The organism is Streptomyces griseoloalbus, assembly GCA_014650015.1.
GTDB lineage: Bacteria > Actinomycetota > Actinomycetes > Streptomycetales > Streptomycetaceae > Streptomyces > Streptomyces griseoloalbus.
Genome location: BMUD01000001.1, coordinates 584,111 through 603,336 on the forward strand (window position 1 = coordinate 584,111; position 19,226 = coordinate 603,336).

Here is a 19,226-nt window from a genome sequence, read left to right on the forward strand (position 1 = left end):
CCCCCGCGCCCCTGCCGCTTCCTGAACGGGCGTCAGGGCCGGGGCTGAATGGGTGTCAGACGGCGTCGGCCGCACCTCGCGCGCGGCGCGTTCCAGCAGGTCACCGGTGCCCCGTGGGTCCGGCCGGGGAAAGTGTCCGAAGGGTGGGCGGCGCGGCTGTGAACGGGTGAGTGACCCGGGCCCGGCCGGGCGGGACTTGACCTCGACCAAAGTCGAGGTATCAGGCTGTGCCGCGTGAAGACAGCAACCGATGCCCTCCATGTGACCGTCGTCGTCGGCAGCAACCGGCACGGCCGCTTCGGACCCGTCGTGGCCGGCTGGCTGCTCGACCGCGTCCGCGCCCGCGACGGCCTCACCGTCGACGTCGTGGACGTCGCCGACCTCGATCTGCCCACCACCATGGAGCCGACCGGCCGGGCCACCGCGGCACTGGCCGACGTCACCCCGAAGCTGGACCGGGCGGACGCGTTCGTCGTGCTGACCCCGGAGTACAACCACTCCTTCCCGGCGGGCCTGAAGAACCTCATCGACTGGCACTTCGGCGAGTGGCGGGCCAAGCCGGTCGCGCTGGTCACCTACGGCGGACTCGCCGGCGGGCTGCGCGCGGCCGAGCACCTGCGCCAGGTCTTCGCCGAACTGCACGCCGTCACCGTCCGGGACACCGTCTCCTTCCACAACGCGGGCGCGGCCTTCGACGACGAGGGCCGCCTGAAGGATCCGGTGGGGCCGGACACGGCGGCGAAGACGATGCTGGACCAGCTGGTGTGGTGGGCGACGGCACTCCGCGAGGCACGACGGCGCAGGCCGTACGGCAGCTGACCGCGGGGGGACGGGGCGCGGGGTGCGCGGCGGCCGACCGCGGGCGGTCGGGGCGCACATGCCGTGCGGCGGCCGGATGCCGGTGGTGGGGTGGGGCCGCGCGTCGAACGGTGGCGGGTCCTGCGCGGGCCGGCCGCGGATATGGCGCCGACTGCGCCGCGGTCAGCGCCGTACCCGCCAGACACCGTCCTCGATCCGCACCCCTCGTGCCCGCAGCCGCGCGGCGACGGCGGGTGCGGCGAGGTACACCCACGCCCGCACCGCCGTTCCGTCCGCGTCCCGCACGACGTCCCGCGCCACCCGCTCGTACAGGTTGCGCGGATCACCCGGTACGTACTCCTCCAGCCGGTCCAGCGCGGCGAGCAGGTCCGCGTACGCCTCCGGCCGCGCGGTCACCAGCTCGCCGCCCACCGCGCCGCCCGCCTCCTCGACGGCGTACGGATAGCCGGGCCCCTCGTACAGCACCGCGCCCGTGAGCCGGCCGGGTTCCTCGCGCAGGGTGCGGCCGCGCAGGAAGCGGTCGTGGTTGGTCCCGCCGGGGCGGAGGGTGCCGTAGACGAAGAAGGGGAGGCTCACTCGTTTCACCTGCGCGGACGGTCGGTTGAGCCCCTCTGCACCGAAGTGCCACCGGAGCCTTGCAGGAACGATTCTCACCCCTCACACACCCGCACATTTGCGCTATGGACATGACATTCGCGCGGCACTTGAATCGCGGTCAACATCCCCGTCGCCGCCCCTCCCCCCATCCATGCCGGGGCGCCCGTTCTAGGAGACCGCTTGAGCCGGATACGGCATGTCCGAGGTTCCCGACTCGTCACCGCCGGCGTCACCGTCACCAGCGCCGCCCTGCTGGCCGCCGCACTCTCCCCCACCACCGCCGGCGCGGCCGACCGCCCCACCCGCGCCACCGCCGTCGCCAACGCCGCCTCGGTCCTCGCCGACCGTGCCGGGGCCCTGGGCCTCACCGCGGACCAGGCGACGAAGGTCCGAGACGTCGTCGTCGACCCGGACGGCACCCAGCACGTCCGCTACGACCGCACCTACCGCGATCTCCCGGTCCTCGGCGGCGACTTCGTGCTCCACCTGGCCCCGGACGGCGGCTACCGCGGCGCCACCCGCGCCACCCGCGCCGCGATCGACCTCCCGACCGTCACCCCGAAGCTCGCCGCGCCGAAGGCCGCCGACCTCGCGGCGAACGCCCTGCGCGCCGCCCACCTCGGCGAGACCCTCAAGAGCCTCACCGCGCGACCCCGGTTGGTGGTCGACGCCCTGCACGGCGCCCCCGCACTGGCCTGGCGCACCGACACGGCCGCCCAGGACTCCGCCGGCAACCCGGTCGCCCGCACCGTGCTGACCGACGCGCGCACCGGCACCCGCATCGACGCCTGGGACAGCCTCGAGAACGCCTCCGGCGACGGCACGTCCCTGTACGGCGGCACGGTCCCGCTGGAGACCACGCCCACGGCGTCCGGATACGAGCTGAAGGACCCCACCCGCGGCAACACCTACACCGGCGACGCGGGCAACACGACCGACCGGTGCGTCCTGGTCGTCTGCCTCGACCGCGCCCCGGCCACCCCCTTCACCGACGCCGACAACCACTGGGGCACGGGCGAGCAGTCCGACCGCGCCACGGTCGCGGTGGACGCGCAGTACGGCACCGACGTCACCTGGGACTACTACGAGGACGTCCACGGCCGCCGCGGCATCGCGGGCGACGGCAAGGGCTCGTACAACCGCGTGCACTACGGCAACGACTACAACAACGCCTTCTGGGACGACCGTTGCTTCTGCATGACGTACGGCGACGGTGACGGCACCCTGATGGGCCCGCTGGTGTCGCTGGACGTGGCCGGGCACGAGATGACCCACGGGGTGACGTCGAAGACGGCGGCCCTGACCTACTCGGGCGAGTCCGGCGGCCTGAACGAGGCCACCTCGGACATCTTCGGCACGCTGGTGGAGTTCCACGCGGCCAACGCCGAGGACACCGGGGACTGGCTGATCGGCGAGGAGATCGTCCGCGACGGCTTCGGCAAGGACGCCCTGCGCTACATGGACGAGCCGTCCAAGGACGGCAAGTCCGCGGACTGCTGGGACGCCACGGTCAAGGACCTCGACGTCCACTACTCCTCCGGCGTCGCCAACCACTTCGCGTACCTGCTCGCCGAGGGCAGCGGCGCGAAGACGCTGGGCGGCGTCGCCCACTCCTCGCCCACCTGCGACGGCTCGACGGTCACCGGCATCGGCCGCGCCAAGCTGGGCAAGATCTGGTACCGCGCCCTGACGGTCCACATGACCTCCTCGACCGACTACGCGGCCGCCCGCACGGCGACCCTGAACGCGGCCGAGGACCTCTACGGCGAGGGCAGCACGGAGCAGGCCGCGGTCGCGGCGGCCTGGAGCGCGGTGAACGTGGGCTGACCGGTCCCGGGGCCGGTGCGGCGCCGCACCGGCCCTACGGCCGTGCCGCCTCCACCCGTACCGCGCACGCCTTGAACTCCGGCATGCGGGAAATCGGGTCGAGGGCGGGGTTGGTGAGGGTGTTGGCACGGCCCTCGCCGGCCCAGTGGAACGGCATGAAGACCGTGTCGGGGCGGATCGCGGTGGTGATCCGCCCCGGTGCCACCGCCCGGCCCCGCCGGGACACCACGGCCACCGGGTCGCCGTCGGCCACGCCGAGCCGCTCCGCGAGCCGGGGGTGCAGTTCCACGAACGGGCCGGGAGCGGCGGCGTTCAGCTCGTCGACGCGCCGGGTCTGGGCACCGGACTGGTACTGCGCCACGACCCGCCCGGTGGTCAGGAGCACGGGGTACTCGGCGTCGGGCTCCTCGGCGATCGCCCGGTGCGAGACCGGTACGAACCGGGCCCGTCCGTCCTCGGTGGCGAACCGGTCGAGGAAGAGGCGAGGGGTGCCGGGGTGGACGCCGGTGCCGGTGCGGGGTTCCCCGGCCCGCGCCGGGCCGTCGGAGACGGTGTCGAGGGCGCCGGCCTCGGGGCCGGCGGCGTGCAGCGGGCCGGGTCCGGCCGCCGGTGCCGGGCACGGCCAGAAGACGCCGTTCTCCTCCGCCAGCCTGCGGTAGGTGATCCCGGAGTAGTCCGCGGGGCCGCCCGCGCTGGCGCGCCGCAGCTCCTCGAAGACCTCCTCCGGGTCGACCGGGAAGCCCTTCTCCAGGCCACCCCCCTCGCCGCCCAGCCGCGCCGCCAGTTCGTGCATGACCTCCAGGTCGCTGCGGACGCCCTCGGGCGGAGTGATCGCCCGGCGGCGCAGCAGCACCCGGCCCTCCAGGTTGGTGGTCGTCCCCGTCTCCTCCGCCCACTGCGTCACCGGAAGGACGACATCGGCGAGCGCGGCCGTCTCCGACAGGACCACGTCGCACACCGCCAGGAAGTCCAGCGAGCGGATCCGCTCCTCGATGTGCGCGGCGCGCGGCGCCGACACGACCGGGTTGGAGCCCATCAGCAGCAGTGCGCGGATGTCCGTACCGAGCGCGTCCAGCAGCTCGTAGGCGCTGCGTCCCGGGCCGGGGAGGGAGTCGGGGGCCACGCCCCACACCGCGGCCACGTGCGCGCGCGCCGCCGGGTCGGTCAGCTTGCGGTAGCCGGGCAACTGGTCCGCCTTCTGGCCGTGCTCGCGCCCGCCCTGGCCGTTGCCCTGCCCGGTGAGGCACCCGTACCCGGACAGCGGCCGGCCCGCCCGTCCCGTCGCCAGGCACAGGTTGATCCACGCGCCCACCGTGTCGGTGCCCTTGGACTGCTGCTCGGGCCCGCGCGCGGTCAGCACCATCGCGGCCTCCGGCTCGCAGAACAGCCGTACGGCCTCCCGCAGCTGGGGAACCGAAACCCCCGTGATCCGCTCCACGTACTCCGGCCAGTGCGCCATCGCCGCGGCCCGGGTCTCCTCCCAGCCGGTCGTGCGCTCCTGGATGTACGCCTCGTCGGTGCGGCCCTCGGCGACGATCAGATGCAGCAGACCCAGCGCCAGCGCGAGATCGGTGCCGGGGCGCGGGGCCAGATGCAGATCGGCCTGCTCGGCGGTCCTCGTGCGGCGCGGGTCGACGACGATCAGCGTGCCGCCGTTCTCCTTCAGCTCGGTGAAGTAGCGCAGCGACGGCGGCATGGTCTCCGCCGGGTTCGACCCGACGAGGATCACGCAGCCCGTCTTCGGGATGTCCTCCAACGGGAACGGCAGTCCGCGGTCCAGCCCGAACGCCCTGCCGCCCGCCGCCGCCGCCGACGACATGCAAAAGCGCCCGTTGTAGTCGATCTGGGAGGTGCCCAGCACCACCCGCGCGAACTTCCCGAGGGAGTACGCCTTCTCATTGGTCAGCCCGCCCCCGCCGAACACCCCGACCGCGTCCGCCCCGAACTCCGCACGCGTGCGCCCCAGCCTCCCGGCGATCCGGCCCAGCGCCTCCTCCCAGGACGCCGGCACCAGCGAGCCCCCCTCGGAGCGCACCAACGGCGAGGTCAGACGCACGCTCGACGACAGCACGGCCGGCGCCGTACGCCCCTTCCCGCACAGCGCGCCCCGGTTCACCGGGAAGTCCGCGCGCTCGCTCACCTCGACGGTCCCGTCCGGGGCGGACGTCAGATTCATCCCGCACTGCAGGGCGCAGTAGGGGCAGTGCGTGGGCGTCACGGTGTTCTGCATACGGTTCACCCTGCGCCGCCGGTGTTACACGGCGCGCCGGCCCCTGTTACACGCCCGGTACGGCGACCTCCCCGCCCCTCGCGGCCCGCGGTGAGGGGGCGTGGGCGCGGTGCGCGGCGGTCGCCGCCTCGGACGCCGAGGAGCCGCAGGCGCGGCGAGCGCACCGCCGCCGTATGCGCGCGTGCGCGCCCGTCATTCCGGTGCGGCAGGGGCCCGAGCGTCCGCGAGCGCCCGCTCCACCCCCGGCTCCCTCGGGCCCAGGAAGCGCGGGTCCGGACGCAGGACCGCGTCCAGGGCCGCCTTGCCCGCCGCGAAGAGCTCCCGGACGCTGCCGTAGTACCAGGTGACGTCGTGCCGGTCGTCGACGCCGACGCCGTACGAGGAGACCCCGGCCGTCCGGCACAGGGCCACCGCGCGGCGGATGTGGAAGCCCTGGCTGATCAGCACCGCGCGGTCCACGCCGAAGATCTTCCTGGCGCGCACGCAGGAGTCCCAGGTGTCGAAGCCCGCGTAGTCGCTGACGATCCGCGCGTCGGGCACCCCGTGCCGGGTCAGATAGGCGCGCATGGCGTCCGGCTCGTCGTAGTCCTCGCGGCTGTTGTCGCCGGTGACCAGGATCACCTCGACGCGCCCCGCGCGGTACAGCCCCGCCGCCGCGGCCAGCCGGTGCGCGAGATACGGCGACGGCTCCCCGTCCCACAGGCCCGCGCCGAAGACCACGGCGACGTCGGTGCGCGGCACATCGGCGGTGGTGCGCAGCCGGTCGTCCGTCGTCAGGCGCAGCCACGTCGCCGGCAGCAGCGCCAGCACGCACACCGCCACCACGACCTGCACCAGCCGCCGCCGCCCCGTGCGGGTACGGGGCGGACGCGGTCGGCGAACTCTGAAACGGCGCATCGGACGGGCCCCTCCCGGTGGGTTCCTCGACCGTGCAAGACGCCCCGGCGGGCCTCCCGGTTCGCGAAACGCCCTGTGACCGGTTTCACGGCACGGAGGAAACCACAGGTCGAACGGCCTCACACCCCACCGGGACCGCACCGTGAACCGCCGGAAAACACCCGTGATACCCGCGCAACGGGGAGGCAACGTCGCGCGGTCACGATCGGTGCATGACGGCGTATCCCAAGAACCGCGTCGGCCGGCACCACCCGGTCGCCCCGCCCCCCGCTCTCGTCGTCGTGGCCCACGGCAGCCGCGACCCGCGCGCGCTGAGCACCGTACGGCAGCTCCTGGACCGCGTCCGCGTGCTGCGCCCGGGCCTGCCCGTGCACCTGGGCCACATCGAGCTGAACGCGCCCCTGCTCCCCGACACCCTCGCCGAGCTGGACGCGCGCGGAACCGGGGCCGCCGTCCTCGTGCCGCTGCTGCTCAGCCGCGGCTACCACGTCAAGCGGGACATCCCCGAGATGGCCGCCGAGGCGCGGCTGTCCGCGCGCGTGGCCGCCCCGCTCGGACCGCACCCCCTGCTCGTGGACGCCCTGCACGCCCGCCTCACCGAGGCCGGCTGGCGTGCCCCGGCGGACGCGGCGACCCGCCGCGCGAGCGGTGTCGTCCTGGCCGCCGCCGGATCCCGCGACCCCGAGGCGCGGATCGACACCGCCCGCACCGCCGACGAGCTCGCCGCACGGCTCGGCGTCCCCGTCGTGCCCGCCTACGCCTCCGCCGCCGCCCCCACCGTGCCCGACGCGATCCGCGCGCTCGCCGCCCGGGGCCGCCACCGCGTCGCCGTCGCCTCCTACTTCACCGCCCCCGGCCGCTTCGCCACGGAATGCGCGGCAGCGGCGCCCGGGATCGCGTCCGCCCCCCTGGGCACCCACCCCGCGATGGCCCGCCTCCTCCTGCACCGCTACGACCAGTCCCTGAGGACCCGCACGGCGTTCACCGAACCGGTCCTCGCGTCGGCGTGAAACGGCCGCCGACGTCCCGAATGTCAGTGGCGGCGTTTACTGTCGGTGCATGGAAGGCATCACATCCGACACACCCGCACCCCCCGCGCCGTACGAGAACCACGTCCCGCCCGCCGGATACGACCCGCCGGCCGTCGAGCGCTGGGCCGCCGAACCCGACAAGCGTCCCGGCCGCACCGCCTTCCAGCGCGACCGCGCCCGCGTGCTGCACTCCGCCTCCCTGCGCCGCCTCGCCGGCAAGACCCAGGTCGTCACACCGGGGGAGAGCAACAGCGTCTGGGACGCCAGCCCCCGCACCCGCCTCACCCACTCCCTCGAATGCGCCCAGGTCGGCCGCGAACTCGGCGCCGCCCTCGGCTGCGACCCCGACCTCGTGGAGGCCGCCTGCCTCTCCCACGACCTGGGACACCCGCCCTTCGGGCACAACGGCGAACAGGCGCTGAACGAGTTCGCGCAGGACTGCGGCGGCTTCGAGGGCAACGCCCAGTCGCTCCGCCTCCTCACCCGCATCGAACCCAAGCGCTTCACCCCCGAAGGCTCCGTGGGCCTGAACCTCACCCGTGCCGCCCTCGACGCCGCCACCAAGTACCCCTGGCCCCGCGGCGGCCACCCCACCGACCCCGCCTCCCCGAAGTTCGGGGTCTACGACGACGACCGCCCCGTCTTCGACTGGATCCGCAAGGACGCCCCCGGCACCCGCACCTGCTTCGAGGCCCAGGTCATGGACTGGTCCGACGACGTGGCCTACTCGGTGCACGACGTGGAGGACGGCCTGCACGCCGGCCACATCGACCCCGACTGCCTGCACGCCGAACCCGAACGCCGGGCGGTCTTCGCCGTCGCCGTCGGACGGTACGTCCCGGCGGACACCGACCCCGGGGAACTGGCCGAGGCCCTCGACCGCCTCCTCGCCCAGGAGTGGTGGCCGCACGCCTACGACGGCACCGCCGTCGCCCAGGCCCGCCTCAAGGACGCCACCAGCCAGCTCATCGGCCGCTTCTGCCTCGCCGCCGAGGGCGCCACGCGGCAGGCGTACAGCGGTGGGCGCCTCACCCGATACGGCGCCGAGCTGGTCGTACCGCGCGGCACGCGCATGGAGTGCGCGGTCCTCAAGGCGGTCGCCGACCGGTACGTCATGCAGCGCGCCGAGCAGGAGCGGCTCCGCGCCGACCAGCGCATCGTCGTCGTCGAACTGGCCGAGGCCCTCACCGCCCGCGCCCCCGAGGGACTGGACCCCCAGTTCCGCACCCTGTTCTCCCGGGCTCCGGACGACCGGGCCCGCAAGCGCGTGATCGTCGACCAGATCGCGTCCCTCACGGACGCCTCGGCCCGCTCGCTTCACGCCCGGCTGACGGGGCAGGCATGACCCGCATGGCCTGATCGGGTCACTCCCCCTTCCGGCAGCACCGTGCGTGCGGGACGCTCGCAGGTGGCGACACCCTCAAGAGGAGGCATCACGTGGTCGACGCGGATCAGACATTCGTCATCGTCGGAGGCGGCCTGGCCGGCGCGAAGGCGGCCGAGACGCTGCGAACGGAGGGCTTCACCGGCCGCGTGATACTGATCTGCGACGAACGCGATCACCCCTACGAGCGTCCGCCCCTGTCCAAGGGCTACCTCCTCGGCAAGGAGGAACGCGACAGCGTCTTCGTGCACGAGCCCGCCTGGTACGCGCGCCACGACATCGAACTGCACCTCGGCCAGACCGTCGACGCCGTCGACCGCGCCGCGAAGACCGTCCGCTTCGGCGAGGACGGCACCACCGTCCGCTACGACAAGCTGCTGCTCGCCACCGGCGCCGAGCCCCGCCGCCTCGACATCCCGGGCACGGACCTGGCCGGCGTCCACCACCTGCGCCGCCTCGCCCACGCCGAACGCCTCAAGGGCGTCCTGACCTCCCTCGGCCGGGACAACGGCCACCTGGTGATCGCCGGCGCCGGCTGGATCGGCCTGGAGATCGCGGCGGCGGCCCGCCAGTACGGCGCGGAGGTCACCGTCGTCCACCGGGGGCCGACCCCGCTGCACTCGGTCCTCGGCCCCGAGCTCGGCCAGCTCTTCGCCGATCTGCACCGCCGGCACGGCGTGCGCTTCCACTTCGGCGCCACCCTCACCGAGATCACCGGCCAGGACGGCATGGTCTTCGCCGCCCGCACCGACGACGGCGAGGAGCACCCCGCGCACGCCGTCCTCGCCGCGATCGGCGCGGCCCCGCGCACCTCCCTCGCCGAGGCGGCGGGCCTTCGCCTCGCCGACCGCGCGGACGGCGGCGGCGTCCTCGTCGACGAACGGCTGCGCACCTCCGACCCCGACATCCACGCCGCCGGCGACGTCGCCTCCTTCCCGCACGCCCTGTTCGGCACCCGGCTGCGCGTGGAGCACTGGGCGAACGCGCTGAACGGCGGTCCGGCGGCGGCCCGCGCGATGCTGGGCCGGGACGAGATCTACGATCGCGTCCCCTACTTCTTCACCGACCAGTACGACCTCGGTATGGAGTACTCCGGGTGGGCGCCGGCCGGGTCCTACGACCAGGTGGTCATCCGGGGCGACGCGGGGAAGCGGGAGTTCATCGCGTTCTGGGTGAGGGAGGGCCGCGTGCTGGCGGGGATGAATGTGAATGTGTGGGATGTCACGGATCCGATCCAGCAGTTGATCCGGTCCCGGACGCGGGTGGACACGGAGGCGCTCGCCGACCCGCACGTCCCTCTGGACAGCCTTGTCGCGTAGGCGCCCGCCGGGTTCCGCCGCACGCGGGCGCGGGGCCCCGTGGCCGGTCGCGCCCACGCGGCGGAGCCGCACGGGTCACAGCCCCGCGCCCCTTCGGGGCGCAGCGGCGGCCCCGGGATGGCACTCGTCCCCCGTAGGATTCACGCGTGGCAGGACGGATCAACGACGAGGACGTGAAGGCGGTACGGGACGCGGTCCCGATCGACGCCGTGGTGTCCGAGTACCTCCAGCTGCGGGGCGCGGGCGGAGGCAACCTCAAGGGCCTCTGTCCCTTCCACGACGAGAAGTCACCGTCCTTCCAGGTCAGCCCGAGCAAGGGACTGTTCCACTGCTTCGGCTGCCAGGAGGGCGGCGACACCATCACGTTCGTGATGAAGATCGACCACCTCTCCTTCTCGGAGGCGGTCGAGCGCCTCGCCGGACAGGCCGGCATCACGCTGCGCTACGAGGAGGGCGGGTACAACCCCACCCACCAGCGCGGCGAACGCATCCGCCTGGTCGAGGCCCACAAGATCGCCGCCGAGTGGTACGCGGAACAGCTCGCGACCTCCCCCGAGGCGGACACCGGCCGGGTCTTCCTCGCCGAGCGCGGCTTCGACCAGGCCGCCGCCCTCCACTTCGGCGTCGGCTACAGCCCCCAGGGCTGGGACCACCTCACCCGCTTCCTGCGCGGCAAGGGCTTCAGCGACAAGGAACTGCTGCTCTCCGGCCTCTCCCAGGAGGGCCGCCGAGGCCCCATCGACCGCTTCCGCGGCCGGTTGATGTGGCCCATCCGCGACATCGGCGGAGAGGTCGTCGGCTTCGGTGCCCGCAAGCTCTACGAGGCGGACAACGGCCCCAAGTACCTCAACACCCCCGACACCGCGATCTACAGGAAGTCCCAGGTCCTCTACGGCATCGACCTGGCGAAGAAGGACATCGCGAAGTCCTCCCGCGCGGTCGTGGTCGAGGGTTACACCGACGTCATGGCCTGCCACCTGGCCGGTGTGACGACCGCGATCGCCACCTGCGGCACGGCCTTCGGCGGCGACCACATCAAGATCCTGCGCCGCCTGCTCATGGACAACGGCAGCGCCCGCGTGATCTTCACCTTCGACGGTGACGCGGCCGGTCAGAAGGCCGCCCTGCGCGCCTTCGAGGACGACCAGAAGTTCGCCGCCGAGACCTACATCGCCATCGCCCCCGACGGCATGGACCCCTGCGACCTGCGCCTCGCCAAGGGCGACGAGGCCGTCGCCGATCTGGTCGAACCCCGCACCCCCCTCTTCGAGTTCGCCCTCCGCCAGATCGTGCGCCGCTACGACCTGGACACCCCGGCCGGCCGCGCCGCCGCCCTCGACGAGGCGGCCCCGATCGTCGCCCGCATCAAGAACAGCGGCGCCCAGCACGAGGTCGCGGTCGAACTCGCCGGCATGCTCGGCATCCTCGACACCCAGTTCGTCGTCAAGCGGGTCGCCCAACTCGCCCGCTGGGCCCGCGACCGCGGCGGCAAGGGCCCCGCCCCCGACCGGCAGCAGCGCGGCGGCGGTCCGCAGCAGCACGCCGGCGCCCCCGCCCCGGCGGCCCCGCGCGGCCCCGCCCTCAACCTCCGCAACCCCGTCTTCGCCACCGAACGGGAACTGCTCAAGCTCGCCCTCCAGCGCCCGGCACTGGTCGCCCCGGCCTTCGACGCGTACGGCGTCGACGAGTTCACCGCCCCGCCCTACGCGGCCGTACGCCAGGCGATCCTGGACGCGGGCGGCGCGGAGTACGGCATCCAGGACCCGCAGGAGTATCTGATCCGGGTCCGCGAGGTCGCCCCCGACGACACCGTGCGCGCCATGGTCACCGAACTCGCCGTCGAGGCGATCATGCTGCACCGCGGCGTCAAGGAGGTCGACGAGACCTACGCCGGCGCCCAGCTGGTCACCGTCCGCCGCCGCGCCGTCGAACGCCGCATCCGCGACATCGCCAGCCGTCTCACCCGCCTCGGCACCCACGGCGACCCGGCCGAACTGACCGCCGTACAGAACGAGCTGTGGGTCCTCCAGCAGTACGACCAGGCCCTGCGGGAGCACGGCGCGGCCGCGCTGTGATCGCGGCCGGCGCCGCGTCCCCGGCCTGAGTAATCGCCCGGTCACCGAGCGGACGCAAAAAGTCATCGCACGCCCCTCGTGAGGACGATGTGTCGTACCCCACACTGGGTGGCGGTGCCTGAGTCCTCGGAGCGCGGCCCATCCGTCACCGACGGGTCCCGGACATCCGCGGTTCCGCTCATCGCGTACGGGACGGACAGCGGCGAGGCCGCCGCCTCCGCCCCCGAAGTACCGCTGCCGCACTCCTTGGCAGCGATCATCCTGGAGGTCGCCCCCGTGCAGACCCAGACCCAGACCCAGACCCTCACCGAGCCCGACGCCGGCGTCCTCGTCGCCGTGCCCGCGCAGAGCCGCGTCGCGCACCACCCCGAGACACCGCCCGAGCCGGCCGAACCTCCGGCCGAAGCCCTGGAGCAGGCCGAACCGCCGGCCGACCTCCAGGCCGACCAGGCCGACCCCCCGGCCGAACTCGTCGGGCCGGCCGCGCCCGCCCGCCCCGAGACCGGCAGCCCCTCCTCGGACCTGTTCCGCCAGTACCTGCGCGAGATCGGCCGCATCCCCCTGCTGACCGCGGCCGAGGAGGTCGAACTCGCCCGACGTGTCGAGGCCGGGCTGTTCGCCGAGGAGAAGCTGCGCCTGACCCCCGACCTGGACAGCCGGCTCGCCCTCGACCTGGACCGGCTCGTCGTCATGGGCCGGCTGGCCAAGCGCCGGCTGATCGAGGCGAATCTGCGGCTCGTCGTGTCCGTCGCCAAGCGGTACATCGGCCGGGGCCTGACCATGCTCGACCTGGTCCAGGAGGGCAACCTCGGCCTGATCCGGGCGGTGGAGAAGTTCGACTACGCCCGCGGCTACAAGTTCTCCACGTACGCGACCTGGTGGATCCGCCAGGCCATGTCCCGCGCCCTGGCCGACCAGGCGCGCACCATCCGCGTCCCCGTCCACGTGGTCGAACTCATCAACCGCGTCGTCCGCGTCCAGCGGCGCATGCTCCAGGAACGCGGCTACGAGCCGACCCCGGCCGAGGTCGCCGCCCACCTGGACCTGCCTCCCGAGCGGGTCGGCGAGGTGCTGCGGCTCGCCCAGGAACCGGTCTCCCTGCACGCCCCCGTGGGCGAGGAGGACGAGGTGGCGCTCGGCGACCTCATCGAGGACGGCGACGCGGCGAGTCCCGTCGAGTCGGCGGCGTTCCTGCTGTTGCGGGAGCACCTGGAGGCGGTGCTGTCCACGCTGGGTGAGCGTGAGCGCAAGGTCGTCCAGCTTCGCTACGGACTCGTCGACGGCCGTCCCCGCACCCTGGAGGAGATAGGCCGCATCTTCGGCGTCACCCGCGAACGCATCCGCCAGATCGAGTCCAAGACCCTCAACAAGCTCCGCGACCACGCGTTCGCCGATCAGTTGCGCGGCTACCTGGACTGATTCTTCTCGCCCCCGCCGCCCCTTCCCGTCCCGGCCTGGGGCTCCCGGACCCCGCTCCCCGAACGCCGGAGGGGCTGGAAGTCAGCCCGTCCGGCGGCTGAGGACGAGGCCCTTTCGGGGCCCAAGCGGGGGTCCGGGGCGCAGCCCCCGGGGAGGGGCGGCGGGAGCGGAGAAGGCTAGGGCCGGTCTGACGATTCGCGTCGTCGCCCGCAGGGCGGCCTCGCGGCGTCAGGTGCGTGCTCTCGGCGTGCCGGGCGTAGAGCCTCGTACGGGATGTACTCGGCTCTGCGCCCGGTGCGGCGAGAGTGCCCGCATGGCGTCGCGAGGCAGGCGGGCATTGTCAGACAGGCCTAGTCGACCTCCGCCACCGCCTGCGCGAACTGGGCCTTGTACAGGCGGGCGTACGCCCCGTCCGCCGCCAGCAGCTTCTCGTGCGCGCCCTGCTCCACGATGGCCCCGTTCTCCATGACCAGGATCGTGTCCGCGTCCCGGATCGTCGACAACCGGTGCGCGATGACGAACGACGTACGCCCGTGCGCCAGCCGCGCCATCGCCTTCTGGATCAGCACCTCCGTGCGTGTGTCCACGGAACTCGTCGCCTCGTCCAGCACCAGGATCACCGGGTCGGACAGGAACGCCCGCGCGATGGTGATCAGCTGCTTCTCACCCGCGCTGACCCCGCTGCCCTCGTCATCGAGCACCGTGTCGTACCCGTCGGGCAGCGTACGGACGAACCGGTCGGCGTGCGCCGCCCGCGCCGCCTCCTCGATCTCCTCCCGGGTGACCTCACGGGACGCCCCGTACGCGATGTTCTCCGCGATGGTGCCGCCGAACAGCCAGGTGTCCTGGAGCACCATGCCGATCCCGGCCCGCAGGTCGTCCCGGGACATACGCGCGATGTCCACCCCGTCGAGCGTGATGCGCCCGCCGGACACCTCGTAGAACCGCATCAGCAGGTTCACCAGCGTCGTCTTGCCGGCGCCGGTCGGGCCGACGATGGCCACCGTCCGGCCCGGTTCGACCGTCAGCGACAGGTCCTCGATCAGCGGCTTCTCGGGGTCGTACCGGAACGACACACGCTCCAGCGCCACCCGCCCGCGCAGCTCCCGCGGCTTCTCCGCCGGCTCCGGGTCCGCCTCCTGCTCCTCCGCGTCCAGCAGTTCGAAGACCCGCTCGGCCGAGGCGACACCGGACTGCACCAGGTTCGCCATCGAGGCGACCTGGGTCAGCGGCATCGAGAACTGCCGCGAGTACTGGATGAACGCCTGCACGTCACCGATGGACAGCGAGCCCGACGCGACCCGCAGACCCCCGACGACGGCGACCAGCACATAGTTGATGTTGGACACGAAGAACATCAGCGGCTGCATGATGCCGCTGTTGAACTGCGCCTTGAACCCGGCCTCGTACAGCGCCTCGTTCTCCTCGGCGAACTTGCCGGCCGACTCCTCCTGCCGCCCGAACACCTTCACCAGGGTGTGCCCGGTGTACATCTCCTCGATGTGCGCGTTGAGCGTGCCGGTGGTCCGCCACTGCTGCACGAAGTGCGGCTGCGACCGCTTGCCCACGCGCGTGGCGACGACGAACGACAGCGGTACGGTCACCAGCGCGACCAGCGCGAGGATCCACGAGACGTAGAACATCATCGCGAGCACACCGATGATGGTGAGCAGCGAGTTGATCAGCTGGCCCATCGACTGCTGGAGCGTCTGCCCGATGTTGTCGATGTCGTTGGTGGCGCGGCTCAGCACCTCACCGCGCTGCCGCTTGTCGAAGTACGACAGCGGCAGCCGCGACAGCTTCGTCTGCACGTCCTCGCGCATCCGGAACATGGTGCGGTTCACGGCCCGGTTCACCAGCCGCGTCGCCACCGCCATCAGCAGACCGGCGACCGCGAACACCGCCAGCGCGAACAGCAGGACGTTCCCCACCGCCGTGAAGTCGATGCCCTCGCCGGGGGTGAAGTCGGTGCTGCGGAGCATGTCGGCGACATCGCCGTCGCCCCGCTCCCGCATCGAGTCGAGCACCTGCTCCTTGGTGGCGCCCTCCGGCATCTCGCGTCCGACGATGCCCGCGAAGACCAGATCGGTCGCCCGGCCGAGGATCTTCGGCCCGATCACGCTGAGCCCCACGCTCAGCACGACACAGGCCAGCAGCCCGTAGATCGTCAGGCGTTCCGGCGTGAAGCGGGCGATGAGCCGTTTGCTCGACCCCTTGAAGTCGATCGTGCGCTGGTCGGGGCCGCCCCCGGCCATCATCCGTCCTCCGGGACCCGCCATCAGGCAGCCTCCGCTTCCGTCAGCTGGGAGAGCACGATCTCCCGGTAGGTCTCGTTGTCCGCCATCAGCTCGTGGTGCCGGCCGGTGCCGACGACGCGGCCCTCGTCCAGGACCACGATCCGGTCGGCGTCCCGGATGGTCGCCACCCGCTGGGCGACGATCACCACCGTCGCCTCGGCCGTCTCCCGCCCGAGCGCGGCGCGCAGGGCCGCGTCGGTGGCGTAGTCGAGCGCGGAGAAGGAGTCGTCGAAGAGATAGATCTCCGGACGCTGCACCAGCGTCCGGGCGATCGCCAGGCGCTGGCGCTGACCGCCGGAGACGTTCGTCCCGCCCTGGGCGATCGGCGCGTCGAGGCCGCCTTCCAGCCGCTCGACGAAGTCCTTGCCCTGCGCCACCTCCAGCGCGTGCCACAGTTCCTCGTCCGTGGCGTCCGGATTGCCGTAGCGCAGATTGGTCGCCACCGTGCCCGCGAACAGATACGGCCGCTGCGGGACCAGCCCGACCGTCTTCGCCAGCAGCGCCGGGTCGACGTCCGCCACGGGCACGCCGTCCACGAGCACCTGCCCCTCGGTCGCGTCGAACAGCCGCGGGACCAGCCCGAGCAGCGTGGACTTGCCGCTGCCGGTCGAACCGATCACGGCGGTGACCTCCCCCGGCCGCGCCACCAGATCGACCGCCCTCAGCACCGGCTCCTCGGCGCCCGGGTAGCGGAAGCCCGCGCCCCTGAGCTCCAGATGACCGTGCCGGCGCAGCTCGGTGACGGGCGCGACGGGCGGCACGACGCTCGACGAGGTGTCCAGCACCTCCTGGATGCGCTCGGCGCACACCTCGGCGCGCGGCACCATCATGAACATGAAGGTGGCCATCATCACGGACATGACGATCTGCATCAGATAGGCGAGGAACGCGGTCAGATCACCGATCTGCATCCCGCCGCTGTCGATCCGGTGCGCGCCGAACCACACCACCGCGATCGACGACAGGTTCACCACCGTCATGACCACCGGGAACATCAGCGCGAGCAGATTGCCGGTGCCCAGCGAGACGTCGGTCAGCTCGGTGTTCGACTTACGGAACCGTCCCTGCTCGTACGTGTCGCGCACGAACGCGCGGATCACCCGGTTGCCGGTGATCTGCTCCCGCAGCACCCGGTTCACCGTGTCGAGCCGCTCCTGCATGGTCCGGAACAGCGGACGGAGCCTCCGCACGATCAGCGTCACGCAGATCCCCAGCACCGGCACCACCGCGACCAGCACCCCGGACAGCGGGACGTCCAGCCCGAGCGCCATCACGATGCCGCCCACACACATGATGGGCGCCGACACCATCAGGGTGAACGTCATCAGGACCAGCATCTGCACCTGCTGGACGTCGTTCGTCGTACGGGTGATCAGCGAGGGCGCGCCGAAGTGACCCACCTCACGCGCGGAGAACGACTGGACCCGGTCGAAGACGGTGGCCCGCAGATCCCGTCCCAGCGCCGAGGCGGTCCGGGCGCCGTAGTACACGGCACCGATGTTGCACACGACCTGGGCCAGCGAGATGCCGATCATCAGGGCGCCGTAGCTCAGGATGTAACCCGTGTCACCTTGGACGACGCCGCTGTCGATGATGTCCGCGTTGAGCGTGGGCAGGTAGAGGGTGGCGCAGGTCTGCAGTAACTGCAGCAGCACCAGCAGGACGATGGGTCTCTTGTAGGGCCTGAGAAAGGTCCGCAGAAGTCGTATGAGCACGCTGAATCTCTCGGGTGGTCGGCGGGGGCGTTCGGTTGCCCGTGGCCCCCATCGTCGGACACTCCACCCGCGTTACCTCAACCGAATTAATCGGCCGGCCGTGCTATCCGCGGAAGGCCCCCGGATGCGTCTGCTCACGCACCGATACGTACTGCTGACGCACCGCCTGCCCCACCGCCAGCTCCTCGCCGGGATCCAGCACCTGCGCCACCGGACCCTGCCAGACCGGCGGGTTGCGCGGATCGAGGGTGCCCTGCGACACCCCGAGCGCCCAGGCGGCCTGCCGGGCCGCGCCGATCGCCGCGTAGTCCGCGGGCTGCGGCACCACCACCTGCGCCCCGAACAGCGCGGGCGCCGCCGCCTGCACGGCGGGCAGCTCCGCCGCCGGACCGAGCAGAAAGACCCGCCGCACGTCCACGCCCCGGCCGCGCAGCACGTCCAGCGCGTCCGCGAGCCCGCACAGCATCCCCTCGAACGCGGCCCGCGCCAGATGTTCCGGCTTCATCGACTCGCGCCTCAGCCCCGCCAGCGTCCCGGCGGTGTGCGGCAGATTCGGGGTGCGCTCACCCTCCAGATACGGCAGCAGCACCAGCCCGTGCGCCCCCGGCGTCGACTTCATCGCCAGCTCGGACAGGCTCTCCAGATCGGGCAGCCCGAGCAGTTCCGCGGTCCCGCGCAGGGCGCGTACGGCGTTCAGGGTGGTGACGACGGGCAGGTGCATGCCGGTCGCGTCGGCCAGCGAGGTGATCATCCCGTGCTGGTCGACCAGCGCCTCGGGGTGCACGGCCATCACGGACCCGGACGCGCCCAGCGACACCACCGCGTCGCCCAGCCCGATCCCGAGTCCGAACGCCGCCGCCATCGTCTCGCCCGTACCGGCGGAGATCAGCAGCCCCTCCGGCGTCGTACCGGCCGCGTCCGACGGGCCGATCACCTCGGGCAGCATCGCCTGGTGACCGAGCGCCAGCTCCACCAGATCGGGCCGGTAGCCACCGGTGGCCGCCGCCCAGTACCCGGTGCCGGAGGCGCCGCCCCGGTCGGTGGTCCGCCGCACCGGCCGGCCCAGCAACTGCCACACCAGCCAGTCGTGCGCCTGGAGCAGTACGGCGGTGCGCGCGGCGTTCTCCGGCTCGTTACGGGCCAACCAGCGCAGCTTGGTCACCGGCTGGGCGGCCCCCGGCACACAGCCCACGGCCTGCGCCCACGCCTCCCGCCCGCCGAGCGCGTCGACCAGATCGGCCGCCGCGACCTGCGCCCGCTTGTCGCCGCCGACCATGGCGGGCCGCACCGTGTTGCCCTGCGAGTCCAGCGGCACCAGCGCGTTCTGCTGCGCGGACACCCCGATGGCCTGCACGCTCTCCAGCAGCCCGCCGCCCGCCGCCTCGCCCAGCGACAGCAGCCAGGCCTGCGGGTCGACGTCGGAGGAACGAGGTCCGCCGTCGGGGCCCTGCGCCGGATGGTGGGCGTACCCCTGCCTGAGCACGGCTCCGGTGTCCGTGTCGCAGACGACGATGCGAGTGAAATCGGGCGCACTGTCCAGCCCGGCGACTATCCCCATGCGCCCGATTTTGCCGCATGGGGAGGGGTGGGTGGGGCGTGGGCGCCGTTGAGACCGG

General features: G+C 72.8%; 13 protein-coding genes. 7 read left to right on the plus strand and 6 right to left on the minus strand.

The window, feature by feature from the left end; all coding sequences use genetic code 11:
* The first annotated feature begins 234 nt into the window (after positions 1 to 234).
* Positions 235 to 819, plus strand: coding sequence for an NADPH-dependent FMN reductase (locus IE178_RS02555; protein ID WP_193511121.1), 585 nt, complete (start codon positions 235 to 237; stop codon positions 817 to 819).
* Between the two features lie 162 nt (positions 820 to 981).
* Here IE178_RS02555 and IE178_RS02560 read toward each other — a convergent pair whose 3' ends face one another.
* Complete coding sequence (locus IE178_RS02560; protein WP_184760726.1) at positions 982 to 1,395, minus strand: gamma-glutamylcyclotransferase family protein; 414 nt, start codon at positions 1,393 to 1,395, stop codon at positions 982 to 984.
* 201 nt (positions 1,396 to 1,596) lie between these two features.
* On the opposite strand from IE178_RS02560, the gene IE178_RS02565 reads away from it, so the two are divergent.
* Positions 1,597 to 3,243 (plus strand): M4 family metallopeptidase, encoded by a 1,647-nt coding sequence (locus tag IE178_RS02565; RefSeq protein WP_193511122.1) that lies wholly within the window; start codon positions 1,597 to 1,599, stop codon positions 3,241 to 3,243.
* Between the two features lie 34 nt (positions 3,244 to 3,277).
* On the opposite strand, the gene IE178_RS02570 is transcribed toward IE178_RS02565, so the two are convergent.
* Together IE178_RS02570 and IE178_RS02575 are read right to left on the minus strand one after the other, a co-directional pair.
* Positions 3,278 to 5,473, minus strand: coding sequence for a molybdopterin oxidoreductase family protein (locus tag IE178_RS02570; RefSeq protein ID WP_193511123.1), 2,196 nt, complete (start codon positions 5,471 to 5,473; stop codon positions 3,278 to 3,280).
* Positions 5,474 to 5,665: 192 nt separating this feature from the next.
* Complete coding sequence (locus IE178_RS02575) at positions 5,666 to 6,370, minus strand: SanA/YdcF family protein (protein ID WP_193511124.1); 705 nt, start codon at positions 6,368 to 6,370, stop codon at positions 5,666 to 5,668.
* A 212-nt stretch (positions 6,371 to 6,582) separates the two neighbouring features.
* Here IE178_RS02575 and IE178_RS02580 point away from each other — a divergent pair, with 212 nt between their 5' ends.
* The 5 genes from IE178_RS02580 (at position 6,583) to IE178_RS02600 (ending at position 13,598) form a co-directional block, all read left to right on the plus strand.
* Positions 6,583 to 7,380, plus strand: a complete 798-nt coding sequence (locus tag IE178_RS02580) for a sirohydrochlorin chelatase (RefSeq protein WP_193511125.1) — start codon at positions 6,583 to 6,585, stop codon at positions 7,378 to 7,380.
* A gap of 49 nt (positions 7,381 to 7,429) precedes the next feature.
* Positions 7,430 to 8,746 (plus strand): deoxyguanosinetriphosphate triphosphohydrolase, encoded by a 1,317-nt coding sequence (locus tag IE178_RS02585; RefSeq protein ID WP_193511126.1) that lies wholly within the window; start codon positions 7,430 to 7,432, stop codon positions 8,744 to 8,746.
* Between the two features lie 92 nt (positions 8,747 to 8,838).
* Entirely contained in the window at positions 8,839 to 10,104 is a 1,266-nt protein-coding gene (locus IE178_RS02590) for an NAD(P)/FAD-dependent oxidoreductase (RefSeq protein WP_184760732.1), read from the plus strand.
* Positions 10,105 to 10,250: 146 nt separating this feature from the next.
* Entirely contained in the window at positions 10,251 to 12,179 is a 1,929-nt protein-coding gene (dnaG, locus tag IE178_RS02595; RefSeq protein ID WP_184760733.1) for a DNA primase, read from the plus strand.
* Between the two features lie 114 nt (positions 12,180 to 12,293).
* Complete coding sequence (locus IE178_RS02600; protein ID WP_193511127.1) at positions 12,294 to 13,598, plus strand: RNA polymerase sigma factor; 1,305 nt, start codon at positions 12,294 to 12,296, stop codon at positions 13,596 to 13,598.
* A gap of 350 nt (positions 13,599 to 13,948) precedes the next feature.
* On the opposite strand, the gene IE178_RS02605 is transcribed toward IE178_RS02600, so the two are convergent.
* The 3 genes from IE178_RS02605 to IE178_RS02615 form a co-directional block, all read right to left on the minus strand.
* Positions 13,949 to 15,877 (minus strand): ABC transporter ATP-binding protein, encoded by a 1,929-nt coding sequence (locus IE178_RS02605; protein WP_193511128.1) that lies wholly within the window; start codon positions 15,875 to 15,877, stop codon positions 13,949 to 13,951.
* Positions 15,877 to 17,610: an ABC transporter ATP-binding protein gene (locus IE178_RS02610; RefSeq protein WP_193511129.1), complete on the minus strand. Its 1,734-nt coding sequence runs from the start codon at positions 17,608 to 17,610 to the stop codon at positions 15,877 to 15,879. Before IE178_RS02610 ends, IE178_RS02605 begins: the two co-directional genes overlap by 1 nt.
* A 103-nt stretch (positions 17,611 to 17,713) precedes the next feature.
* The gene (locus IE178_RS02615; RefSeq protein ID WP_184760737.1) at positions 17,714 to 19,168 is read right to left on the minus strand and encodes an FGGY family carbohydrate kinase; all 1,455 of its coding nucleotides are present in this window, start codon (positions 19,166 to 19,168) and stop codon (positions 17,714 to 17,716) included.
* Positions 19,169 to 19,226 lie beyond the last annotated feature (58 nt).

Excerpts from the sequence above, each read along its gene's own strand:
- IE178_RS02570 (WP_193511123.1), bottom strand. The coding sequence starts at position 5,473 with ATGCAGAACACCGTGACGCCCACGCACTGCCCCTACTGCGCCCTGCAG.
- IE178_RS02575 (WP_193511124.1), bottom strand. The coding sequence starts at position 6,370 with ATGCGCCGTTTCAGAGTTCGCCGACCGCGTCCGCCCCGTACCCGCACG.
- IE178_RS02580 (WP_193511125.1), top strand. The coding sequence starts at position 6,583 with ATGACGGCGTATCCCAAGAACCGCGTCGGCCGGCACCACCCGGTCGCC.
- IE178_RS02585 (WP_193511126.1), top strand. The coding sequence starts at position 7,430 with ATGGAAGGCATCACATCCGACACACCCGCACCCCCCGCGCCGTACGAG.
- IE178_RS02605 (WP_193511128.1), bottom strand. The coding sequence starts at position 15,877 with ATGGCGGGTCCCGGAGGACGGATGATGGCCGGGGGCGGCCCCGACCAG.
- IE178_RS02615 (WP_184760737.1), bottom strand. The coding sequence starts at position 19,168 with ATGGGGATAGTCGCCGGGCTGGACAGTGCGCCCGATTTCACTCGCATC.